The following is a 21,605-nucleotide window of genomic DNA, read 5'->3' as shown; positions in this document are numbered from 1 at the left end:
CGTGATCGGCTACAGTCCGCCGCGTGTCCGAAACTCAGCACTCCGCTCCCAACTCCGCGCCGAACTCCCACTGTTCGAGCTGCGGCGCGCCCTACGCAGAGGGCGTCACCGGCTGGCCCCGCACCTGCCCGGCGTGCGGGGCCGTGGCCTACCGCAACCCGCTCCCGGTCGCGGTGGCCCTCCAGCCCGTGTACGACACCAACGGCACCGCCCTGGTCGTCATCACCCGAACCATCGCTCCCGCGCGCGGGGGCATCGCCCTGCCCGGCGGCTACATCGACGACCGGGAGGACTGGCGGCAGGCCGTCATACGCGAACTCAGGGAGGAGACGGGCATCGACGCCGCCGGCCGTGACGTACGGCTGGTCGACGCGATGAGCTCACCCGACGGACACCTGCTGCTGTTCGGTCTCCTCCCGGAGCGCCCGGCCGAGGGCCTGCCCTCCTCCGCCGCCACGGACGAAACAGAGGGCTGGCACCTCCTGCGCCGAGCCGAGGAACTCGCCTTCCCCCTGCACACCCTGGCCGTACGGGCCTGGTTCGAGGGCCGGTACATCTGAGCTCACAGCTCCCCGGCCCCGCGGACGCGCACCGGGTAGAGCGGCGCGCCGCCGTTCTCACCCTCCCGCTCCACGACCACCCGCGAGCCCATCCACCGAGCGGTGTAGCGCTCGATCTCCGGTTCGTCCCACCCCTCGCCCCCGTCGGGCACCACCAGCCCGCCCCCGGTCCGCCCCCGGGCGGGCGCCCACACCTCCAGCTCCAGCCCGCCGTCCTCCCCGCGTACCGGAAGCACGGCACCCGCGCGTGCGAACACCGGGATCCGCGACAGGGGCGCTGCGACAAGCACCTGCCCCGGCCCCTCGTACGCCTGCCCTGTCGCGGTGTCGTACCAGCGCCCCCGCGGCAGCCGCACGGCACGCCGGTCGGTGCCCGGGTCCAGCACCGGCGCCACCAGCAGGCTGTCACCCAGCAGAAAGGCGTCCCCACAGTCACGCAGCGCCCGCTCCTCCGGCGCCGCCCACCACAGCGGCCGCACATAGGGCGCTCCGGTACGCCGCGCCAGATGCGCCAGCGTCACGAAGTACGGCAGCAGCCGCCGGCGCTCGACGAGCGCCACGCGCGCGTGCTCCAGCACCTCGCCACCGAACTCCCACGGCTCCCTGCGCCCCGCCCGCAGACTCGCGTGCGTACGGAACAGCGGCAGATACGCGCCCAGCTGGAACCACCGCAGATACAGCTCGGGGGACGGATCCCCGTCGAAGCCCCCGACGTCCGGCCCCGAGTACGGGACGCCGCACAGCCCCAGCCCCATCACCAGCGCCAAGGACGCCCGCAGCCCCGGCCAGCCGGTGGCCACGTCCCCCGACCACGTCCCCCCGTAGCGCTGCATGCCGGCCCACCCGGAGCGGGAGAACAGGAACGGCCGCTCCTCGGGCAGGAGCTTCCGCAGCCCGTCGAAGCCGGCCCTCGCCATGCACAGCGCGTACACGTTGTGCGCCTCGCGGTGGTCACCGCCCCGCCCCTCCAGGAAGTGGCTGGCCGAACGAGGCAGCGTCGACTCCCCGAAGGCGGTGAACGACGTGGGTTCGTTCATGTCATGCCAGAAACCCGAGAAGCCCTGGGCGAGCCGCTCCTCGTAGAGACCACCCCACCACTCACGCACGCGCGCGTGCGTGAAATCGGGAAACACCGCCTCCCCGGGCCACACGACACCCTCCACCACCCCACCCGAGGCGTCCCGCACGAACGCGTCCTCGGCCGCCCCGCCGTCATACACCGCATGGCCGGGCAGGGCCCTCACGGCCGGATCGACGATCGACACCAGCCGGATGCCGTCCCGCCGCAGCTCCTCGGCCAGCACGGGCAGCTTGGGGAAGCGGTCCTGGTCGACGGTGAACACCTGATGCGCCTCGAGGTGGTCGATGTCCAGGTGCACGGCGTCCAGCGGCAGACCGTGCTCCAGGTATCCCGCGACGATCCGCCGCACCTCCTGCTCGCTGCCGAACCCCCACCGCGCGTGATGATGCCCGAGCGCCCACGCGGGCGGCAGTGCGGGCGCCCCGGTGAGCGACGCCCAGGCGAGCAGCACGCGCGCGGGAGTGCCCACCATCACCCAGCAGCGCAGCGGACCGCCGTCCATCCGCAGCTCGCTCGTCCCGTCACGGTCGTGACCGGAACCCGCGCCCTCCTCGCCCTGCCGCAGCGTCACCGTGCCGTCCCACGAGCTGTCATGGAACGCCAGATGCGTACCGCCATCGGACACCACCAGCTGCACCGGCATCGTGATGTACAGCGGGTCGTCCCCGGGCGCGAAGGCACGGCCGGGATCGGTGTTCCACAGTCGGTACGTCCCGTCCGGCAGCCGAGGACCCGAGGTCCGCCCACCGAGCCCGAAGAACCGCGCGTCGGCGGCCACCTCCGACCGCTGCATCCACCGCGCCGGGCCGCCGCCGACCGGCTCCCACCACCGCGGCGGCAGATCACGACGCAGGGTCACACCACCCGGAGTACGTACCTCCACCGCGCCGTGCCGCGAGATCACCACCGTCACCCGCTCGGCCACCACACGCCAGCCACCGTCCTTGTCCGGCTCCAGGACCGCACGCGGATCCGGCTCCGGACAACGGCCGGCCAGCGCGTACGACGGCTCGGGCTCCGCCCCGTCCCAGCCCCAGAACACGGCACCGGTCACGGCCACCAGGATCCGCAGCTCCGACCGGCTGAACCGGATGACACCGCCTCCGGGCCCCGGCTCCGCGTCCTCCACGGGCCCGGGCACCCGCGCACGCTCCGCCCCACGCGCCGGCAGCCCGGTGGCGTCGGCCCGGCGCCTGCGCCACGCTGCTCGTACGGTTCGCACACCCTGCGCCGCCCCCACCGAAGCCACCGCTTTCACCGAACGCACCAGGTCACGACCGTTCATGCTGCTCACCCTGCCACTGACAGCCCCGCGCACGAGTGTCGTTCAACTGCCGTTCACCCGTGCCAGGACCACATCTTCACGACACGGACTATGTGGGGCGCGCCCTGGTGCCGAAGTCGATCACATGGCATTGTCCGTGCCAGCCGCTCACGCGCACACCCCAGCCCGTGCGCGGAGGACGCACACGACGCGACACAGTCCGGGAGCCGACCATGTCGACCGACAGTTTGCAGCCGCTCTGGCAGCCCGATCCCGAGCGCATCGCCCGGGCACGGATCACCAGATTCCAGGCCTGGGCCGCCGAACACCACGGCGCCCCCGCCGAGGGCGGCTACGCGGCCCTGCAGCGCTGGTCCGTCGACGACTTGGACACCTTCTGGAAAGCCGTCACCCAGTGGTTCGACGTCCGCTTCTCGACCCCCTACGCGCGCGTGCTCGGCGACCGCTCGATGCCGGGCGCCCAGTGGTTCCCCGAAGCGACCCTCAACTACGCCGAACACGCCCTGCGCGCGGCCGAGACCCGCGCCGACGAACCAGCCCTCCTGCACGTCGACGAGACACACGAACCCCGCCCCGTCACCTGGGCCGAGCTGCGCCGCGAGGTCGGCTCCCTGGCCGCCGAGCTGCGCGCTCTCGGCGTACGCCCCGGGGACCGCGTCAGCGGCTACCTGCCCAACGTCCCGCAGGCCGTGGTCGCCCTCCTCGCCACAGCCGCCGTGGGCGGCGTGTGGACCTCCTGCGCGCCCGACTTCGGCGCCCGGAGTGTCCTCGACCGCTTCCAGCAGGTCGAACCCGTCGTGCTCTTCACGGTCGACGGCTACCGCTACGGCGGCAAGGAGCACGACCGACGCGAGGCCGTCGCCGAACTGCGCCGCGAACTGCCCACCCTGCGCGCCGTGATCCACATCCCGCTCCTCGGCACCGAGGCACCCGAGGGCGCGCTGGACTGGTCGGCCCTCACCTCGGCCGACACGGACCCCGTCTTCGAGCAGGTGCCCTTCGACCACCCTCTGTGGGTGCTCTACTCCTCCGGCACGACCGGCCTGCCGAAGGCCATCGTCCAGTCGCAGGGCGGCATCCTCGTCGAACACCTCAAGCAACTGGGCCTGCACTGCGATCTCGGCCCCGAGGACCGCTTCTTCTGGTACACCTCGACCGGCTGGATGATGTGGAACTTCCTCGTCTCCGGCCTGCTCACCGGCACCACGATCGTCCTCTACGACGGCAGCCCCGGCTACCCCGACACCGGCGCCCAGTGGCGGATCGCCGAACGCACCGGGGCCACCCTCTACGGCACCTCCGCCGCCTACGTCATGGCCTGCCGCAAGGCCGGCGTGCACCCGTCCCGCGACTTCGACCTCTCCTCCGTCCAGTGCGTCGCCACCACCGGCTCGCCCCTGCCGCCCGACGGCTTCCGCTGGCTGCACGACGAGGTCCGCGACGACCTGTGGATCGCCTCCGTCAGCGGCGGCACCGACGTGTGCTCCTGCTTCGCCGGAGCCGTACCGACCCTCCCGGTCCACGTCGGCGAGCTCCAGGCCCCCTGCCTTGGCACCGACCTGCAGTCGTGGGACCCCAGCGGCAACCCCCTGGTCGACGAGGTCGGCGAGCTCGTCGTCACCAACCCCATGCCGTCGATGCCCATCCACTTCTGGAACGACCCCGACGGCAGCCGCTACCACGACAGCTACTTCGACACCTACCCCGGCGTATGGCGGCACGGCGACTGGATCACCGTCACTTCCCGCGGATCCGTCGTCATCCACGGCCGCTCCGACTCCACGCTCAACCGCCAGGGCGTCCGCATGGGATCCGCCGACATCTACGAAGCAGTGGAACGCCTTCCCGAAATCAGGGAGTCCCTCGTCATCGGCATCGAGCAGCCCGACGGCGGCTACTGGATGCCCCTCTTCGTCCACCTGGCCCCCGGACACGTCCTCGACGAGGCCCTGCTGAACCGCATCAAGCAGACGATCCGCGAGCAACTGTCACCGCGCCACGTCCCCGACGAGATCATCGAAGTGCCCGGCGTCCCGCACACCCTCACCGGCAAGCGCATCGAGGTCCCCGTCAAGCGACTCCTCCAAGGCACCCCGCTGGACAAGGCGGTCAACCCGGGCTCCATCGACAACCTCGACCTGCTCGGCTTCTACGAGGACCTGGCCCGCGAACGAGCCTGACCCGACTACCCCAGCACACCACTCCCCGTCACCAGGGCTCAAGGCGCAGGCAGCAGCGGATCCCCAGCAGTGACCTGCGCCTTCCGTCCCCGGCCGAGTGCGCGGTCACCGGGCGAAGGGCCCATTGTCAGTGCCGCCGATTACTGTGAGTGAGCATTGATCGACCGTGCACAGGGGGAAACAATGGCGCACACCGACAACCGGACCATGCGACGCGTCCTGCACCGCGAAATCGCCGGCACCATCGGCCTGCTGACCGACGAGCACGACTTCCGGGCCATGCGGCGCTACCGCAGCTTCACCTTCGCCGACCACGCGACCTACCTGAAACAGGTGGAGGCCCTCCTCCGGACCCGCGCCCTGCAGGGCAGCCACACCACGGTGGCCCTCTTCGACCCCGAGGAGTACGCCGAGTTCTGCACACAGAAGGGCCTGGACCCCGACCACCCGTCGAGCCGCACACGCTTCACCGCACAGATCGCCCTCACAGGCCCGACCCTTCCCTACGACGGCCGCCCGCTGGCCGACCTGCTCCCGGCCCTCGTCGACGAAGCCGTACGGCAGGCCACCTGGGAGTACGCGACCACCCGCCTCGCCCGACTGGGCGCCTGCACCTCCTGCGGCGAGGACATCGGACGCGCCGCCTTCACCCGAGCCGCAAACCTCCTCGTCCGCATCCTCGACACGGCCCCACCCGGAAACCGCCACCTCGTCTGCAGCGTCACCGGACCGCCCGAAACCCTCATCGCCGCCCTCCACATCACCGACGACGGGGCCGCCCTGGAACTGGACGAAACCGAAGCCCTCGAGTTCACCACGGTCCTGGCCCTCGGCCTGGCCACCGAAAGCCCCGGGGGACTCGTCATCCGCGCCAGCGCCCCGGACACACCCGACCGCGTCTACGGCTGGCGCATGCGCGCCTACGGACTCGAACCCCTCACCGCAGGAGAGGTCTTCGACGCCTACTGCACCGACGTGGAATCAGGAGACCTGATCTCACCGGAATCCAACGTCGACTACTGCGCGCCGCCCGACCTCCGGGAGGAGAAACCCACCCCAGGACACCAGCACTGAAAATGCCGAAGGGGCGCCCCACCTCAGTGGAGCGCCCCTCCCGGGAATCCGTCGTCGCGGGCAAGGCCCGGCTACTCGCCCGACAACACCGCCTGCGCAGCGCTGCGCGCGTCCTCGGCACTGTCCGTCGCCCGCGCCGCCGCAGCGGCCCGCTCGCACTGCGCCAGCGTGTACTTCGCCAGCGTCGCCCGGACATAGGGAATCGACGCGGCACCCATCGAGAGAGAGGTGACGCCCAGACCGGTCAGCACACACGCGAGCAGCGGGTCGGACGCGGCCTCACCACACACACCACAGCTCTTGCCCTCGGCCTTCGCCGCCTCGGCGGACAGCTCCACCAGGTCGAGCAGAGCGGGCTGCCACGGGTCCTGCAGACGGGACACCGCGCCCACCTGACGGTCGGCGGCGAAGGTGTACTGAGCGAGGTCGTTCGTCCCCAGCGACAGGAACTCGACCTCCTGCAGGATCGAGCGAGCCCGCAGCGCGGCAGAAGGGATCTCGACCATCGCGCCGAACTTCGCCCGCAGCCCGGCCTCACGGCAGGCGTCCGCGAAGGCCCGGGCGTCCGTACGGTCCGCCACCATCGGTGCCATGACCTCGAGGTAGACCGGCAACCCCTCCGCGGCCTTCGCGAGCGCGGTCAGCTGGGTGCGCAGCACGTCCGGGTGGTCGAGCAGCGTCCGCAGGCCCCGCACGCCGAGCGCCGGGTTCGGCTCGTCGGCCGGCGTGAGGAAGTCGAGCGGCTTGTCCGCACCCGCGTCCAGCACCCGCACCACGACACGCCCCTCGGGGAACGCCTCGAGCACCTGCCGGTACGCGGCGACCTGCTTCTCCTCGGACGGCGCCTGCTTGCTGTCGTCCAGGAAGAGGAACTCGGTACGGAAGAGACCCACTCCCTCGGCACCGGCCTCGACGGCGGCCGCCACATCAGCGGGACCACCGATGTTCGCGAGCAGCGGCACCTTGTGACCGTCCGCGGTGGCACCGGGCCCGGTCGACGCCGCCAACGCGGCCTTCCGCTCGGCGGCCGCGGCCTCGAGCTGAGCCTTCTTCTCGTCGCTCGGGTCCACGAAGATCTCTCCCGTGCTGCCGTCGACCGCGATCATCGTGCCCTCGGCGAGCTCACCGGCCCCCGGCAGCGCCACCACGGCCGGCACACCGAGCGCCCGGGCCAGAATCGCGCTGTGGCTGGTCGGACCGCCCTCCTCGGTGACGAAGCCGAGCACCAGAGTCGGATCCAGCAGCGCGGTGTCGGCCGGAGCAAGATCACGGGCAACCAGGACGTAGGGCTCGTCGCTGTCGGGGACGCCCGGCATCGGAACCCCCAGCAGACGGGCGACGATACGATTCCGCACGTCGTCCAGGTCGGCCACGCGACCGGCGAGGTACTCACCGGCGCTCGCCAGCAGCTCCCGGTAGGAGGCGAACGCGTCGTACACCCCGCGTTCCGCCGTGCTGCCGACGGCGATCCGCCGCTCCACGTCGGCCATCAGCTCGGGGTCCTGGGCCATCATGGCCTGCGCCTCGAGCACCGCCTGAGCCTCACCGCCGGCCAGGTTGCCGCGCGCCATCAGGTCCGCCGCCACCGCCTCCACGGCCTTGCGGGCGCGCCCCTGTTCACGCTCCGCCTCTTCCGCCGGGATCTGCTTCGCGGGCGGCTCGAGCACCGCCGTTCCCATGTGCCGAACCTCGCCGATGGCCACACCGTGGCTCACGCCGACGCCTCGCAGCGTTGTCTCCATCTCACCCGTCTCCGATAGAGCGGCGGGCCCCGCCGCCGCGTTGGTTGTCGTTCTCGCCGTCATGCGACGGCACTGACGTCACTTCCAGAGGAAGAGACTGTCGCCGGCCTTCACTTCGCCGTCGATGCGAAGATCGGAGAGAGCTTCGGCCGTGGCCTCCAGTGCCACGACCGGGCACACCGCGGACTTGCCGGCGGCCTCGACGGCGGCCGGGTTCCAGCGCACGACGCCCTGACCGCGCCTGACGGTGTCGCCCTTGTTCACGAGCAGCTCGAAACCCTCGCCGTTGAGTTGCACGGTGTCGATGCCGAGGTGGGTGAGCACGCCGTGTCCGCTCTCGTCGACGACGACGAACGCGTGCGGGTGCAGGGAGACGATGACGCCGTCCACGGGCGAGACGGCCTCGGAAGGCTCACGTACGGGGTCGATCGCTGTGCCCGGGCCGACCATGGCCCCGGAGAAGACGGGATCCGGCACGGCTGCCAGTCCGATGGCGCGTCCTGCGAGCGGGGACGTCACGGTGGTCATGGGAAACCTCCCAGGGGTGGAGATCGATATGGCCGTCCCTGTAGGTACCGGGCGGCACACTGTTCAGCAGCGTATGTCACCTGAAGTGCCGGTTCCGCGTGAGCACTCCGAAGTGGTCTAGACCATACCCCAAATCGATTTGCACCCGCTCCGCAGCCGCGTGTACAGTCGTACTCCTGCTTGGGGCTGAGCGACGCAACTTCGCGTCCCGGCCGGGCAGCAACCAACTTGTCAGATCCTAACTTCGGATCACCTTCTGCATGCCTGCAGGGCGGTGGTCAGGGGGCCGGAAAAACACTGATAGAGTTTGGAACACCGAAGGGAAGCGCCCAGAGGAAAGCCCGAGAGGGTGAGTACAAAGGAAGCGACCGTTCCTTGAGAACTCAACAGCGTGCCAAAAGTCAACGCCAGATATGTTGATACCCCGTCTCCGGCCATCACGGCTGGGACGAGGTTCCTTTGAAGAAAACACAGCGAGGACGCTGTGAACGGTCGGGCCTATTCCGCCTGACCGTTCCGCTCTCGTGGTGTTCATCCCGATTACGGGAAAACATTCACGGAGAGTTTGATCCTGGCTCAGGACGAACGCTGGCGGCGTGCTTAACACATGCAAGTCGAACGATGAACCACTTCGGTGGGGATTAGTGGCGAACGGGTGAGTAACACGTGGGCAATCTGCCCTTCACTCTGGGACAAGCCCTGGAAACGGGGTCTAATACCGGATAACACTTCCATCCTCCTGGGTGGAGGTTAAAAGCTCCGGCGGTGAAGGATGAGCCCGCGGCCTATCAGCTTGTTGGTGAGGTAATGGCTCACCAAGGCGACGACGGGTAGCCGGCCTGAGAGGGCGACCGGCCACACTGGGACTGAGACACGGCCCAGACTCCTACGGGAGGCAGCAGTGGGGAATATTGCACAATGGGCGAAAGCCTGATGCAGCGACGCCGCGTGAGGGATGACGGCCTTCGGGTTGTAAACCTCTTTCAGCAGGGAAGAAGCGAAAGTGACGGTACCTGCAGAAGAAGCGCCGGCTAACTACGTGCCAGCAGCCGCGGTAATACGTAGGGCGCGAGCGTTGTCCGGAATTATTGGGCGTAAAGAGCTCGTAGGCGGCTTGTCACGTCGGGTGTGAAAGCCCGGGGCTTAACCCCGGGTCTGCATTCGATACGGGCTAGCTAGAGTGTGGTAGGGGAGATCGGAATTCCTGGTGTAGCGGTGAAATGCGCAGATATCAGGAGGAACACCGGTGGCGAAGGCGGATCTCTGGGCCATTACTGACGCTGAGGAGCGAAAGCGTGGGGAGCGAACAGGATTAGATACCCTGGTAGTCCACGCCGTAAACGGTGGGAACTAGGTGTTGGCGACATTCCACGTCGTCGGTGCCGCAGCTAACGCATTAAGTTCCCCGCCTGGGGAGTACGGCCGCAAGGCTAAAACTCAAAGGAATTGACGGGGGCCCGCACAAGCAGCGGAGCATGTGGCTTAATTCGACGCAACGCGAAGAACCTTACCAAGGCTTGACATACACCGGAAACGTCTGGAGACAGGCGCCCCCTTGTGGTCGGTGTACAGGTGGTGCATGGCTGTCGTCAGCTCGTGTCGTGAGATGTTGGGTTAAGTCCCGCAACGAGCGCAACCCTTGTTCTGTGTTGCCAGCATGCCCTTCGGGGTGATGGGGACTCACAGGAGACCGCCGGGGTCAACTCGGAGGAAGGTGGGGACGACGTCAAGTCATCATGCCCCTTATGTCTTGGGCTGCACACGTGCTACAATGGCCGGTACAATGAGCTGCGATACCGTGAGGTGGAGCGAATCTCAAAAAGCCGGTCTCAGTTCGGATTGGGGTCTGCAACTCGACCCCATGAAGTCGGAGTTGCTAGTAATCGCAGATCAGCATTGCTGCGGTGAATACGTTCCCGGGCCTTGTACACACCGCCCGTCACGTCACGAAAGTCGGTAACACCCGAAGCCGGTGGCCCAACCCCTTGTGGGAGGGAGCTGTCGAAGGTGGGACTGGCGATTGGGACGAAGTCGTAACAAGGTAGCCGTACCGGAAGGTGCGGCTGGATCACCTCCTTTCTAAGGAGCACTTCTAAGCCGGTCCTTCGGGGCTGGTTCAGAGGCCAGTACATCGGCGAATGTCTGATGCTGGTTGCTCATGGGTGGAACGTTGACTATTCGGCATACTTGATCGTCTTCTCCTTCTAGTACTGCTCTTCGGAGTGTGGAACGTTGAGGGGAGCGGGGAGTGTGTCGGGCACGCTGTTGGGTGTCTGAGGGAATGGATTTCCTCAGTCGCCGGCCCCAGTGAACTCGCCTGTAAGGGTGGGGTGATGGGTGGCTGGTCGTTGTTTGAGAACTGCACAGTGGACGCGAGCATCTGTGGCCAAGTTTTTAAGGGCGCACGGTGGATGCCTTGGCACCAGGAACCGATGAAGGACGTGGGAGGCCACGATAGTCCCCGGGGAGTCGTCAACCAGGCTTTGATCCGGGGGTTTCCGAATGGGGAAACCCGGCAGTCGTCATGGGCTGTCACCCTTGCCTGAACACATAGGGCAAGTGGAGGGAACGCGGGGAAGTGAAACATCTCAGTACCCGCAGGAAGAGAAAACAACCGTGATTCCGGGAGTAGTGGCGAGCGAAACCGGATGAGGCTAAACCGTATACGTGTGAGACCCGGCAGGGGTTGCGTATGCGGGGTTGTGGGATCTCTCTTTTACGGTCTGCCGGCCGTGAGACGAGTCAGAAACCGTTGATGTAGGCGAAGGACATGCGAAAGGTCCGGCGTAGAGGGTAAGACCCCCGTAGTCGAAACATCAACGGCTCGTTTGAGAGACACCCAAGTAGCACGGGGCCCGAGAAATCCCGTGTGAATCTGGCGGGACCACCCGCTAAGCCTAAATATTCCCTGGTGACCGATAGCGGATAGTACCGTGAGGGAATGGTGAAAAGTACCGCGGGAGCGGAGTGAAATAGTACCTGAAACCGTGTGCCTACAAGCCGTGGGAGCGTCGGAACAAGGCTTGCCTTGTTCTCGTGACTGCGTGCCTTTTGAAGAATGAGCCTGCGAGTTTGCGGTGTGTTGCGAGGTTAACCCGTGTGGGGAAGCCGTAGCGAAAGCGAGTCCGAATAGGGCGTTTCAGTAGCACGCTCAAGACCCGAAGCGGAGTGATCTAGCCATGGGCAGGTTGAAGCGGAGGTAAGACTTCGTGGAGGACCGAACCCACCAGGGTTGAAAACCTGGGGGATGACCTGTGGTTAGGGGTGAAAGGCCAATCAAACTCCGTGATAGCTGGTTCTCCCCGAAATGCATTTAGGTGCAGCGTCGTGTGTTTCTTGCCGGAGGTAGAGCACTGGATAGGCGATGGGCCCTACCGGGTTACTGACCTTAGCCAAACTCCGAATGCCGGTAAGTGAGAGCGCGGCAGTGAGACTGTGGGGGATAAGCTCCATGGTCGAGAGGGAAACAGCCCAGAGCATCGACTAAGGCCCCTAAGCGTACGCTAAGTGGGAAAGGATGTGGAGTCGCAGAGACAACCAGGAGGTTGGCTTAGAAGCAGCCACCCTTGAAAGAGTGCGTAATAGCTCACTGGTCTAGTGATTCCGCGCCGACAATGTAGCGGGGCTCAAGCGTACCGCCGAAGTCGTGTCATTCACACAATAGGGCCAACGCCTGTGTGGATGGGTAGGGGAGCGTCGTGTGCCGGGTGAAGCAGCCGCGGAAGCGAGTTGTGGACGGTTCACGAGTGAGAATGCAGGCATGAGTAGCGATACAAACGTGAGAAACGTTTGCGCCGATTGACTAAGGGTTCCTGGGTCAAGCTGATCTGCCCAGGGTAAGTCGGGACCTAAGGCGAGGCCGACAGGCGTAGTCGATGGATAACCGGTTGATATTCCGGTACCCGCTGTGAAGCGTCAAACATCGAGCATCGTGATGCTAAGGCCGTGAAGCCGTTCCGGACCCTTCGGGGAAAGGAAAGTGGTGGAGCCGCCGGACCAAGCGGTTAGTAGGTGAGTGATGGGGTGACGCAGGAAGGTAGTCCATCCCGGGCGGTGGTTGTCCCGGGGTAAGGGTGTAGCCCGTCATCCAGGTAAATCCGGATGGCATGTGGGTGAGACCTGATGCCGAGCCGATTGTGGTGAAGTGGATGATCCTATGCTGTCGAGAAAAGCCTCTAGCGAGTTTCATGGCGGCCCGTACCCTAAACCGACTCAGGTGGTCAGGTAGAGAATACCGAGGCGTTCGGGTGAACTATGGTTAAGGAACTCGGCAAAATGCCCCCGTAACTTCGGGAGAAGGGGGGCCATCACTGGTGAGAGGACTTGCTCCTCGAGCTGGGGGTGGCCGCAGAGACCAGCGAGAAGCGACTGTTTACTAAAAACACAGGTCCGTGCGAAGCCGTAAGGCGATGTATACGGACTGACGCCTGCCCGGTGCTGGAACGTTAAGGGGACCGGTTAGTCATGATTCGTCATGGCGAAGCTGAGAACTTAAGCGCCAGTAAACGGCGGTGGTAACTATAACCATCCTAAGGTAGCGAAATTCCTTGTCGGGTAAGTTCCGACCTGCACGAATGGCGTAACGACTTCTCGACTGTCTCAACCATAGGCCCGGTGAAATTGCACTACGAGTAAAGATGCTCGTTTCGCGCAGCAGGACGGAAAGACCCCGGGACCTTTACTACAGTTTGATATTGGTGTTCGGTTCGGCTTGTGTAGGATAGCTGGGAGACTTTGAACTCTGGACGCCAGTTCAGGGGGAGTCGTCGTTGAAATACCAGTCTGGTCGTGCTGGATGTCTAACCTGGGTCCGTGATCCGGATCAGGGACAGTGTCTGATGGGTAGTTTAACTGGGGCGGTTGCCTCCTAAAGAGTAACGGAGGCGCCCAAAGGTTCCCTCAGCCTGGTTGGCAATCAGGTGTTGAGTGTAAGTGCACAAGGGAGCTTGACTGTGAGACCGACGGGTCGAGCAGGGACGAAAGTCGGGACTAGTGATCCGGCGGTGGCTTGTGGAAGCGCCGTCGCTCAACGGATAAAAGGTACCCCGGGGATAACAGGCTGATCTTCCCCAAGAGTCCATATCGACGGGATGGTTTGGCACCTCGATGTCGGCTCGTCGCATCCTGGGGCTGGAGTCGGTCCCAAGGGTTGGGCTGTTCGCCCATTAAAGCGGTACGCGAGCTGGGTTTAGAACGTCGTGAGACAGTTCGGTCCCTATCCGCTGTGCGCGTAGGAATATTGAGAAGGGCTGTCCCTAGTACGAGAGGACCGGGACGGACGAACCTCTGGTGTGCCAGTTGTCCTGCCAAGGGCATGGCTGGTTGGCTACGTTCGGGAGGGATAACCGCTGAAAGCATCTAAGCGGGAAGCCTGCTTCGAGATGAGTATTCCCACCTCCTTGAGAGGGTAAGGCTCCCAGTAGACGACTGGGTTGATAGGCCGGATATGGAAGCACGGTAACGTGTGGAGTTGACCGGTACTAATAGGCCGAGGGCTTGTCCTCAGTTGCTCGCGTCCACTGTGTTGGTTCTGAAACCACGAACGGCCCCATGCCATGGTCACGGTATGGTGCGGCATGGTTCGACAGTTTCATAGTGTTTCGGTGGTTATAGCGTAGGGGAAACGCCCGGTTACATTCCGAACCCGGAAGCTAAGCCTTACAGCGCCGATGGTACTGCAGGGGGGACCCTGTGGGAGAGTAGGACGCCGCCGAACTCCTTTTAGAGCTCTGGCTCTTGGGCACACAGCCCAAGAGCCAGAGCTTTTTTGCGTTGAGGTAAGGTCAGGGGGCATCGTCGGCACATTTCCCACAGGAGGCCCCCGGGTGGAGGTTCAGGAGACTCGCGTCCAGACGGACCGTGTGCTCACCATCCCGAACATCCTCAGCATGGCGCGCCTCGTCGGTGTGCCCGTCTTCCTGTGGCTGATCCTGTGGCCTGAGTTCGGTGGGCCCAAGAGTGACGGCTGGGCCCTTCTGGTACTGGCCTTGAGCGGCGTCAGTGACTATCTGGACGGCAAGCTCGCGCGGCGCTGGAACCAGATCAGCAGCCTCGGCCGGCTCCTCGATCCCGCGGCCGACCGGCTCTACATTCTCTCGACCTTGGTCGGCCTCACCTGGCGCGAGATTCTGCCCCTCTGGTTGACCGCTGCACTTCTGGCGCGCGAGCTGGTTCTGCTGGTGATGGTGGGCATCCTCCGCCGGCACGGCTATCCGCCGCCCCAGGTGAACTTCCTGGGCAAGGCCGCCACGTTCAACCTGATGTACGCCTTCCCTCTGCTTCTGCTCAGTGACGGAAGTGGCTGGATCTCGTCACTGGCTGCTATTTTCGGATGGGCGTTCGCCGGATGGGGTACAACGCTGTACTGGTGGGCAGGAGTCCTCTACGTGGTACAAGTCCGCCGCCTGGTCCGTGCGGACGCCATGACCGATTGAACTCCCGGATGGTCCTGCTGCCATAGCGGAGCGATGGCCCGTGCTGGATAAGTGCGGGACAATCCTGGCGGGGGAAGTCGGCTAGACCGTCTCTTCGAGGAGGACGCTTCCGACATGAAGGCCGTCGTGATGGCCGGAGGCGAAGGCACGCGCCTTCGCCCTATGACCTCAAGCATGCCCAAGCCGCTCCTGCCGGTGGCGAACCGGCCGATCATGGAGCATGTTCTGCGGCTGCTCAAAAGGCATGGGCTCAACGAAACAGTCGTGACTGTCCAGTTCCTGGCCTCGCTGGTCAAGAACTACTTCGGTGACGGCGAAGAGCTTGGAATGGAGCTCACCTATGCCAATGAGGAGAAGCCACTCGGTACCGCCGGAAGCGTCAAGAACGCCGAAGAGGCGTTGAAGGACGATGCCTTCCTTGTCATCTCCGGCGATGCTCTGACGGACTTCGACCTCACCGAGCTCATCAATTTCCACAAGGAGAAGGGTGCTCTCGTCACGGTCTGCCTGACGCGTGTGCCCAACCCGCTGGAATTCGGTATCACCATTGTCGACGAAGAAGGCAAGGTGGAGCGCTTCCTCGAGAAGCCCACCTGGGGCCAGGTCTTCTCCGACACCGTGAACACCGGCATCTATGTGATGGAGCCCGAGGTCTTCGACTACGTCGAGCCCGATGTGCCCGTCGACTGGTCCGGCGACGTCTTCCCGCAGCTGATGAAGGAAGGCAAGCCCGTCTACGGCTATATCGCCGAGGGCTACTGGGAGGACGTCGGAACCCACGAGAGCTATGTGAAGGCGCAGGCCGATGTCCTGGAGGGCAAGGTCGACGTCGACATCGACGGGTTCGAGATCTCCCCGGGCGTATGGGTCGCCGAGGGGGCGGAGGTCCATCCCGACGCTGTCCTGCGTGGCCCCGTCTATATCGGTGACTACGCCAAGGTCGAGGCCGGCTCCGAAATCCGTGAGCACACCGTCGTGGGCTCCAACGTGGTCGTCAAGAGCGGGGCGTTTCTGCACAAGGCCGTCGTCCACGACAACGTCTACGTGGGGCCGCACAGCAATCTGCGCGGCTGCGTGGTCGGCAAGAACACCGACATCATGCGCGCGGCGCGGATCGAGGACGGGGCGGTCATCGGTGATGAGTGCCTGGTCGGTGAAGAATCGATCGTCCAGGGCAATGTGCGGGTCTATCCGTTCAAGACCATCGAGGCCGGCGCCTTCGTCAACACCTCGGTGATCTGGGAATCCAGGGGCCAGGCGCATCTCTTCGGTGCCCGCGGTGTGTCCGGCATCCTGAACGTGGAGATCACGCCGGAACTCGCGGTGCGGCTCGCAGGCGCGTACGCGACCACGCTGAAGAAGGGCTCGACCGTCACCACGGCCCGCGACCACTCCCGTGGTGCCCGCGCGCTGAAGCGGGCGGTGATCTCCGCGCTGCAGGCCAGCGCGATCGACGTGCGGGACCTGGAGAACGTGCCGCTGCCCGTGGCCCGGCAGCAGACCGCGCGGGGCAGTGCGGGCGGCATCATGATCCGTACCACGCCCGGGGTGCCGGACTCGGTCGACATCATGTTCTTCGACGGGCAGGGTGCCGACCTGTCGCAGGGCAGCCAGCGGAAGCTGGACCGGGTGTTCGCGCGCCAGGAGTACCGCCGTGCCTTCCCCGGGGAGATCGGTGACCTGTACTTCCCGGCCAGTGTCTTCGACTCGTACACCGGGTCGCTGCTGAGGAACGTCGACACGACCGGGATCGCGGACTCCGGCCTGAAGGTCGTCGTGGACGCGTCCAACGGAAGCGCGGGACTAGTCCTGCCGAGCCTGCTCGGCAAGCTCGGGGTGGACTCGCTGACGATCAACCCCGGCCTCGACGAGTCCAGGCCGACGGAGACGGCCGACATGCGGCGGTCGGGGATGGTACGTCTCGGGGAGATCGTGGCGTCCTCGGGTGCCGCGTTCGGTGTGCGGTTCGACCCCGTCGGTGAGCGGCTGTCGCTCGTCGACGAGAAGGGGCGGATCGTCGAGGACGACCGGGCGCTGCTCGTGATGCTGGACCTGGTCGCCGCCGAGCGGCGCAGCGGCCGGGTCGCGCTGCCGGTGACCACGACCCGGATCGCCGAGCAGGTGGCGGCGTACCACGGGACGCAGGTCGAGTGGACGACCACATCGCCGGACGACCTCACGCGCGTGGGCGGTGAGGAAGGGACGATCTTCGGCGGTGACGGCAAGGGCGGTTTCATCGTCCCCGAGTTCAGCAGCGTGTACGACGCCACCGCGGCGTTCGTACGGCTCATCGGGCTCGTCGGGCGCACGCAGCTCACGCTCAGCCAGATCGACGCGCGGATCCCGCGGGCGCACGTCCTGAAGCGGGATCTGGCGACCCCGTGGGCCGTCAAGGGGCTTGTGATGCGGCGGGTCGTCGAAGCGGCCGGAGACCGCTTCGTGGACACCACGGACGGTGTGCGTGTGGTGGAGACCGACGGTCGCTGGGTGATGGTGCTGCCCGACCCGGCCGAGGCCGTCACCCACCTGTGGGCCGAGGGACCGGACGACGCCTCCGCGCAGGCCCTGCTGGACGAATGGTCGGCGGTCGTGGACAGCGCCGGCCGGTAGAACGGGCTGCACGCGTGCGTGCCGGACAGGTGTCCCCAACGGGGCCTGTCCGGCACGCCGCTGGGGCCGTTCGGAGGTAGTGCTCCCGACGTGCGACGATGTGCGGCATGCCGCAGCAACCCCCCGTTCGGAGCACACCCACGCGGCCCCGGCGCCCGGATGCGTCCATGTCGTTGCTCACCAACGTCATGGACCACAGCCTCGACGACGGATACGCCGAGGCCGCCGCGCGCAAGAAGGCCGCGGGCGACAGCGGCATGCCGAAGACGCTCAGGGCGAAGCTGGGACTTGCCGCCGGACTGGTGCTCGCGGCCCTCGTCGTGACCGTCGGAGCGGCGCAGGCGCGGGTCGCCGCCCCGGTCGTCGCCAAGGAGCGGGAAGAGCTGGTCGACCGCATCGACCGGGAGACCGAGGCGGCGGACAAGCTGGAGGACTCCGTCGACGAGCTGCGCGCGGACGTGAGCTCACGGCAGCGCGAAGCGCTGAAGAACAGCGGCGGCAACGCGGACTCCGATCTGGCGGGCATCCTGTCGGGCGCGGTCGCGGTGCACGGTCCCGGTGTGAAGCTCGTGGTGAACGACGCCAAGGAAGCCGCCTCGGGTGGCGACGGCAACCCCCGTGAGACCTCCGGGTTCTCCGACACCGGCCGGGTGCGTGACCGGGACATGCAGCGCGTGGTCAACGGCCTGTGGGAGTCGGGTGCCGAGGCCGTCTCGATCAACGGGCAGCGGCTGACGGCGCTGTCCGCGATCAGGGCCGCGGGGGACGCCATACTGGTCGACAACAAGCCGCTGGTGCCGCCGTACACGGTGCTGGCGGTGGGGGACGGAAAGCGGCTGAGCACGCGGTTCCAGAACAGCGCGGACGGGTTGTATCTGAACGCGCTGCAGGAGAGCTACGGCATCAGGACAGGCATCTCCGTGGAGGACGACCTCCGGCTGCCTGCCGCGCCGAGTGTGACCGTACGTACAGCACAGCCGCGCAGTGAGAAGAGTGAGAAGGGCACATCGTGATCGCCGTACTGGGCCTCGTCGTGGGAGTCGTGGCCGGCCTGTTGGTCCGGCCTGAGGTTCCGGCGGTGGTCGAGCCTTATCTGCCGATCGCTGTCGTCGCGGCGCTCGACGCCGTCTTCGGCGGCCTGCGGGCCATGCTCGACGGCATCTTCGACGACAAGGTCTTCGTGGTGTCGTTCCTGTCGAACGTGGTCGTGGCCGCGTTGATCGTGTTCCTGGGCGACAAGCTGGGCGTGGGTGCCCAGCTGTCCACCGGTGTGGTGGTCGTCCTCGGCATCCGGATCTTCTCCAACGCCGCGGCGATCCGCCGGCACGTGTTCCGGGCGTGAGGCATATGAGTGATCACGACGAGACGCCCGCCGAGGACCAGGACGACACGCGCGCCGGCCGGGGCGACGGCGGCGGCGAGTCCGGGAACAGGCTGCGCAAGGAGCTGCCCCAGGAGGTGCCCGCATCGGCACCTGCCGCCGAGGAGGTCCCGCAGGAGCCGGAGCCCGAACCCGAGCGGGCACCGGAACCGCAGCCTGATCCCGAGCCGCGTCTGACCGGCCGGCAGCGGCTGGTGCAGGGGGTGTGGCCGCCGCGTGTCACCCGGGCCCAACTCATCGTCGCGGTGCTGTTGTTCGGTCTCGGATTCGGGCTGGCCGTGCAGGTGGCCTCGAACAGCGACAGTGACAGCGCCCTGCGTGGCGCTCGGCAGGAAGATCTTGTCCGCATCCTCGATGAACTGGATGACCGTACTCAGCGTCTTGAGGACGAGAAGCAGGGTCTCGAGAAGCAGCGCGACGAGCTCGAGAACAGCTCTGACCAGGCCGAGGAGGCTCGGAAGCAGACGATCGAGAAGGAGCGGCAACTCGGCATCCTGGCGGGCACCGTGGCCGCGCAGGGGCCCGGCATCACCATGACGATCGAGGACACGAAGGGGACGGTCGAGGCGGACATGCTGCTCGACGCGATCCAGGAGCTGCGTGCTGCGGGTGCGGAGGCGATCCAGGTCAACGGCGTCCGGGTCGTCGCGGGCACGTATCTCACGGACGCGGGCAAGGGCGTGAGCGTGGACGGGAACAAGATCAACGCGCCCTATCGTTTCAAGGTCATCGGCAAGCCGCAGGACCTCGAGCCGGCGCTCAACATCCCCGGAGGCGTGGTGCAGACTCTCGAGAAGGAACAGGCCACCGTCACGATCGAGCGGTCGACCGACATCGTCGTGGACGCCTTGCGAGCAGCGAAGCGGCCTGACTACGCTCGGTCGTCCTCGCAGTGAACCGGGGGTGCATGGGCGGAGTCCGGCGAGGGCATGAGGTTGCGGGGGGTCGGCGCACCGAATGGGCGGTGCGTGGTGGAAACTGTCTGGTGCAGACGGACGTTGTCAGGATGTCCGGGTCGGCCAGAGTGTTCAGTCAGGGTTCGTCCTGCCCCACGGGCGGGTCTGTTTCGGTCAAGGGGAATCGCCCGTGAAGTTGTTTGCGAAGTTGTTCGGCAAGAGCGCGCGAGAGGGCAGCGACAATGCGACCGCTCGTCATCGCGCACAGCCTGACGCGGAGGGCCAGAGGCCGCTGTTCCGGGACCAGGTCGGCGGCCCGGGCGGCGACGTTTCCGGAGGTCAGGGCGCGCCGTCGGTTGACCCTGCGCAGCCCGGCGGCATAGGTTTCGGGCAACCGTCAACCTCAGGTGCGGGTGGAGGGTTTTCCGACCCGTATGCGTCCAATGCCCCCGGTGGGCAGCCGCGGCAGGAGGATCCGATGTCGGCCCTGGTGTGTACGAGGTGCGGTAACCGCAACGCGGAGAACAGCCGTTTCTGCTCCAACTGCGGCGCGCCGCTGCGGGCGGGGGCGGCCCCGGAGCGGCCGTCCGAGACGACTTCCACGATCTCCATCTCCGGTCTCGAGGCCTACGACAGCGAGACCACCGGCCAGACGCCGATGCCGACGCTGTCCCCTGAGGCTCAGGCCGCCGTCGACGCGCTCCCGCTGGGTTCCGCGCTCCTGGTGGTGCGCCGCGGGCCGAACTCGGGCAGCCGCTTCCTGCTGGACGGCGATCTGACCACGGCCGGGCGGCATCCGCAGAGCGACATCTTCCTGGACGACGTGACGGTGTCCCGGCGGCACGTGGAGTTCCGCCGCGGTCAGGACGGTTCGTTCACGGTGGCCGACGTGGGCAGCCTGAACGGCACGTACGTGAACCGCGAGCGGATCGACCAGGTCGCCCTGAACAACGGTGACGAGGTGCAGATCGGCAAGTACCGGCTGGTCTTCCACGCCAGCCAGCGGGGCTACTGACCGGGCCGCGTCCGGACAGAGCCCAGCGAAGGCCCATCCGTCAGGGAAGGTCCATGCTTCAAACACCGAGCGGCGGTGCCGGGCACGGCGCCGCCGCCACGGACAGTGGGCTGATGAGCATCGGCACGGTGCTGAACGTGCTGCGTGACGAGTTTCCCGAAGTGACCATCTCCAAGATCCGCTTCCTGGAGTCGGAAGGGCTCATCGAGCCGCAGCGGACCCCGTCGGGGTATCGCAAGTTCAGTGCCCATGACGTCGAGCGCCTCGGTCACGTCCTGAGGATGCAGCGGGACCACTATTTGCCCCTGAAGGTGATCCGGGAGCACTTGGAGGCCATGGAGCGCGGTGAGGCCGTGCAGCTGCCGGTCGTGGGCCGTCAGCGGGACGGCGAATCCGCGTCCGAGTCGTTCGAGGGGCCCACAGCGGCCAGGATCGGGCGTGAGGAGCTGCTCGCCGCCGCCGGTGTCGACGAGCAGGAGTTCAAGGAGTGGGAGTCCTACGGCCTCCTCACCCCTCTGGAGGACGGGGCCTACGATGCCGAGGCGGTCACCGTCGCGCTGCTCGTCGTCGAGCTCGGGCGGTTCGGGATCGAGCCGCGGCACCTTCGGGCGATGAAGGCCGCAGCCGACCGTGAGGCCGGGCTCGTGGACCAGGTGGTGGCCCCGCTGAGGCGGCACCGGAACCCGCAGACCAGGGTTCATGCCGAGGCCCGTACCAAAGAGCTGGCGGGGCTCACGGTGAAGCTGCACGCCGCGTTGGTGCAGACGGCGCTCGGCGTACGGCTGCCCTGAGGCGCCCGCGCGCTCGGGGCCCGGATCA

At 66.5% G+C, this 21,605-nt stretch carries 13 protein-coding genes and 3 rRNA genes; 13 read left to right on the top strand and 3 right to left on the bottom strand.

The window, feature by feature from the left end; translation table 11 throughout:
• Positions 1-23: 23 nt before the first annotated feature.
• Positions 24-560 carry an NUDIX domain-containing protein gene (locus CEB94_RS07135; protein ID WP_175431355.1) on the top strand — a complete coding sequence of 179 codons (537 nt, stop codon included), beginning with the start codon at positions 24-26 and terminating at the stop codon, positions 558-560.
• 2 nt (positions 561-562) lie between these two features.
• Here CEB94_RS07135 and CEB94_RS07130 read toward each other — a convergent pair whose 3' ends face one another.
• On the bottom strand, positions 563-2,926 hold the full coding sequence (locus CEB94_RS07130; protein ID WP_175431354.1) for a glycoside hydrolase family 31 protein: 2,364 nt from the start codon (positions 2,924-2,926) through the stop codon (positions 563-565).
• Between the two features lie 212 nt (positions 2,927-3,138).
• On the opposite strand from CEB94_RS07130, the gene CEB94_RS07125 reads away from it, so the two are divergent.
• Both CEB94_RS07125 and CEB94_RS07120 read left to right on the top strand, forming a co-directional pair.
• A complete protein-coding gene (locus CEB94_RS07125) occupies positions 3,139-5,106 on the top strand; it encodes an acetoacetate--CoA ligase (RefSeq protein WP_175431353.1) in 1,968 nt (655 codons plus the stop codon).
• 183 nt (positions 5,107-5,289) lie between these two features.
• Complete coding sequence (locus CEB94_RS07120; protein WP_175431352.1) at positions 5,290-6,180, top strand: hypothetical protein; 891 nt, start codon at positions 5,290-5,292, stop codon at positions 6,178-6,180.
• A 71-nt stretch (positions 6,181-6,251) separates the two neighbouring features.
• On the opposite strand, the gene ptsP is transcribed toward CEB94_RS07120, so the two are convergent.
• On the bottom strand, positions 6,252-7,922 hold the full coding sequence (ptsP, locus tag CEB94_RS07115) for a phosphoenolpyruvate--protein phosphotransferase (RefSeq protein WP_175431351.1): 1,671 nt from the start codon (positions 7,920-7,922) through the stop codon (positions 6,252-6,254).
• Between the two features lie 78 nt (positions 7,923-8,000).
• Positions 8,001-8,450, bottom strand: coding sequence for a PTS sugar transporter subunit IIA (locus CEB94_RS07110; RefSeq protein WP_031138762.1), 450 nt, complete (start codon positions 8,448-8,450; stop codon positions 8,001-8,003).
• A 553-nt stretch (positions 8,451-9,003) separates the two neighbouring features.
• Between CEB94_RS07110 and CEB94_RS07105 the strand changes: the two genes are divergently transcribed.
• From CEB94_RS07105 to ftsR, 10 genes are all read left to right on the top strand, one after another.
• Positions 9,004-10,529: ribosomal RNA gene (locus tag CEB94_RS07105) — 16S ribosomal RNA — on the top strand.
• A 305-nt stretch (positions 10,530-10,834) separates the two neighbouring features.
• A 23S ribosomal RNA gene (locus CEB94_RS07100) occupies positions 10,835-13,954 on the top strand.
• Positions 13,955-14,049: 95 nt separating this feature from the next.
• Positions 14,050-14,166: ribosomal RNA gene (rrf, locus tag CEB94_RS07095) — 5S ribosomal RNA — on the top strand.
• The 16S, 23S and 5S rRNA genes sit together here, the layout of an rRNA operon.
• A 109-nt stretch (positions 14,167-14,275) precedes the next feature.
• Entirely contained in the window at positions 14,276-14,884 is a 609-nt protein-coding gene (clsA, locus tag CEB94_RS07090) for a cardiolipin synthase ClsA (protein WP_175431350.1), read from the top strand.
• 114 nt (positions 14,885-14,998) lie between these two features.
• Positions 14,999-17,494, top strand: coding sequence for a mannose-1-phosphate guanyltransferase (locus CEB94_RS07085; RefSeq protein WP_175431349.1), 2,496 nt, complete (start codon positions 14,999-15,001; stop codon positions 17,492-17,494).
• Between the two features lie 98 nt (positions 17,495-17,592).
• Complete coding sequence (locus tag CEB94_RS07080; protein WP_175431348.1) at positions 17,593-18,507, top strand: DUF881 domain-containing protein; 915 nt, start codon at positions 17,593-17,595, stop codon at positions 18,505-18,507.
• On the top strand, positions 18,504-18,836 hold the full coding sequence (locus tag CEB94_RS07075) for a small basic family protein (RefSeq protein ID WP_003988855.1): 333 nt from the start codon (positions 18,504-18,506) through the stop codon (positions 18,834-18,836). The genes CEB94_RS07080 and CEB94_RS07075 overlap by 4 nt, the downstream gene beginning before the upstream one ends.
• 5 nt (positions 18,837-18,841) lie before the next feature.
• Positions 18,842-19,771, top strand: a complete 930-nt coding sequence (locus CEB94_RS07070; RefSeq protein ID WP_246111749.1) for a DUF881 domain-containing protein — start codon at positions 18,842-18,844, stop codon at positions 19,769-19,771.
• 61 nt (positions 19,772-19,832) lie between these two features.
• Complete coding sequence (locus CEB94_RS07065; protein WP_175431347.1) at positions 19,833-20,786, top strand: zinc-ribbon and FHA domain-containing protein; 954 nt, start codon at positions 19,833-19,835, stop codon at positions 20,784-20,786.
• Between the two features lie 53 nt (positions 20,787-20,839).
• Positions 20,840-21,577 (top strand): transcriptional regulator FtsR, encoded by a 738-nt coding sequence (gene ftsR / locus CEB94_RS07060; RefSeq protein WP_175431346.1) that lies wholly within the window; start codon positions 20,840-20,842, stop codon positions 21,575-21,577.
• Positions 21,578-21,605 lie beyond the last annotated feature (28 nt).

The organism is Streptomyces hawaiiensis (genome assembly GCF_004803895.1).
GTDB classification, from domain to species: domain Bacteria; phylum Actinomycetota; class Actinomycetes; order Streptomycetales; family Streptomycetaceae; genus Streptomyces; species Streptomyces hawaiiensis.
The sequence above is the reverse complement of the archived record's forward strand: the minus strand, read 5'-3'. Positions and strand labels throughout refer to the sequence as shown.

Bases quoted from the DNA above. Each gene is read 5' to 3' on its own strand.
- CEB94_RS07130 (WP_175431354.1), bottom strand. From the start codon at position 2,926: ATGAACGGTCGTGACCTGGTGCGTTCGGTGAAAGCGGTGGCTTCGGTG.
- CEB94_RS07070 (WP_246111749.1), top strand. From the start codon at position 18,842: ATGAGTGATCACGACGAGACGCCCGCCGAGGACCAGGACGACACGCGC.
- CEB94_RS07120 (WP_175431352.1), top strand. From the start codon at position 5,290: ATGGCGCACACCGACAACCGGACCATGCGACGCGTCCTGCACCGCGAA.
- CEB94_RS07110 (WP_031138762.1), bottom strand. From the start codon at position 8,450: ATGACCACCGTGACGTCCCCGCTCGCAGGACGCGCCATCGGACTGGCA.
- CEB94_RS07085 (WP_175431349.1), top strand. From the start codon at position 14,999: ATGAAGGCCGTCGTGATGGCCGGAGGCGAAGGCACGCGCCTTCGCCCT.
- ftsR (WP_175431346.1), top strand. From the start codon at position 20,840: ATGCTTCAAACACCGAGCGGCGGTGCCGGGCACGGCGCCGCCGCCACG.
- CEB94_RS07125 (WP_175431353.1), top strand. From the start codon at position 3,139: ATGTCGACCGACAGTTTGCAGCCGCTCTGGCAGCCCGATCCCGAGCGC.
- CEB94_RS07065 (WP_175431347.1), top strand. From the start codon at position 19,833: ATGGGCGGTGCGTGGTGGAAACTGTCTGGTGCAGACGGACGTTGTCAG.
- ptsP (WP_175431351.1), bottom strand. From the start codon at position 7,922: ATGGAGACAACGCTGCGAGGCGTCGGCGTGAGCCACGGTGTGGCCATC.
- CEB94_RS07080 (WP_175431348.1), top strand. From the start codon at position 17,593: ATGTGCGGCATGCCGCAGCAACCCCCCGTTCGGAGCACACCCACGCGG.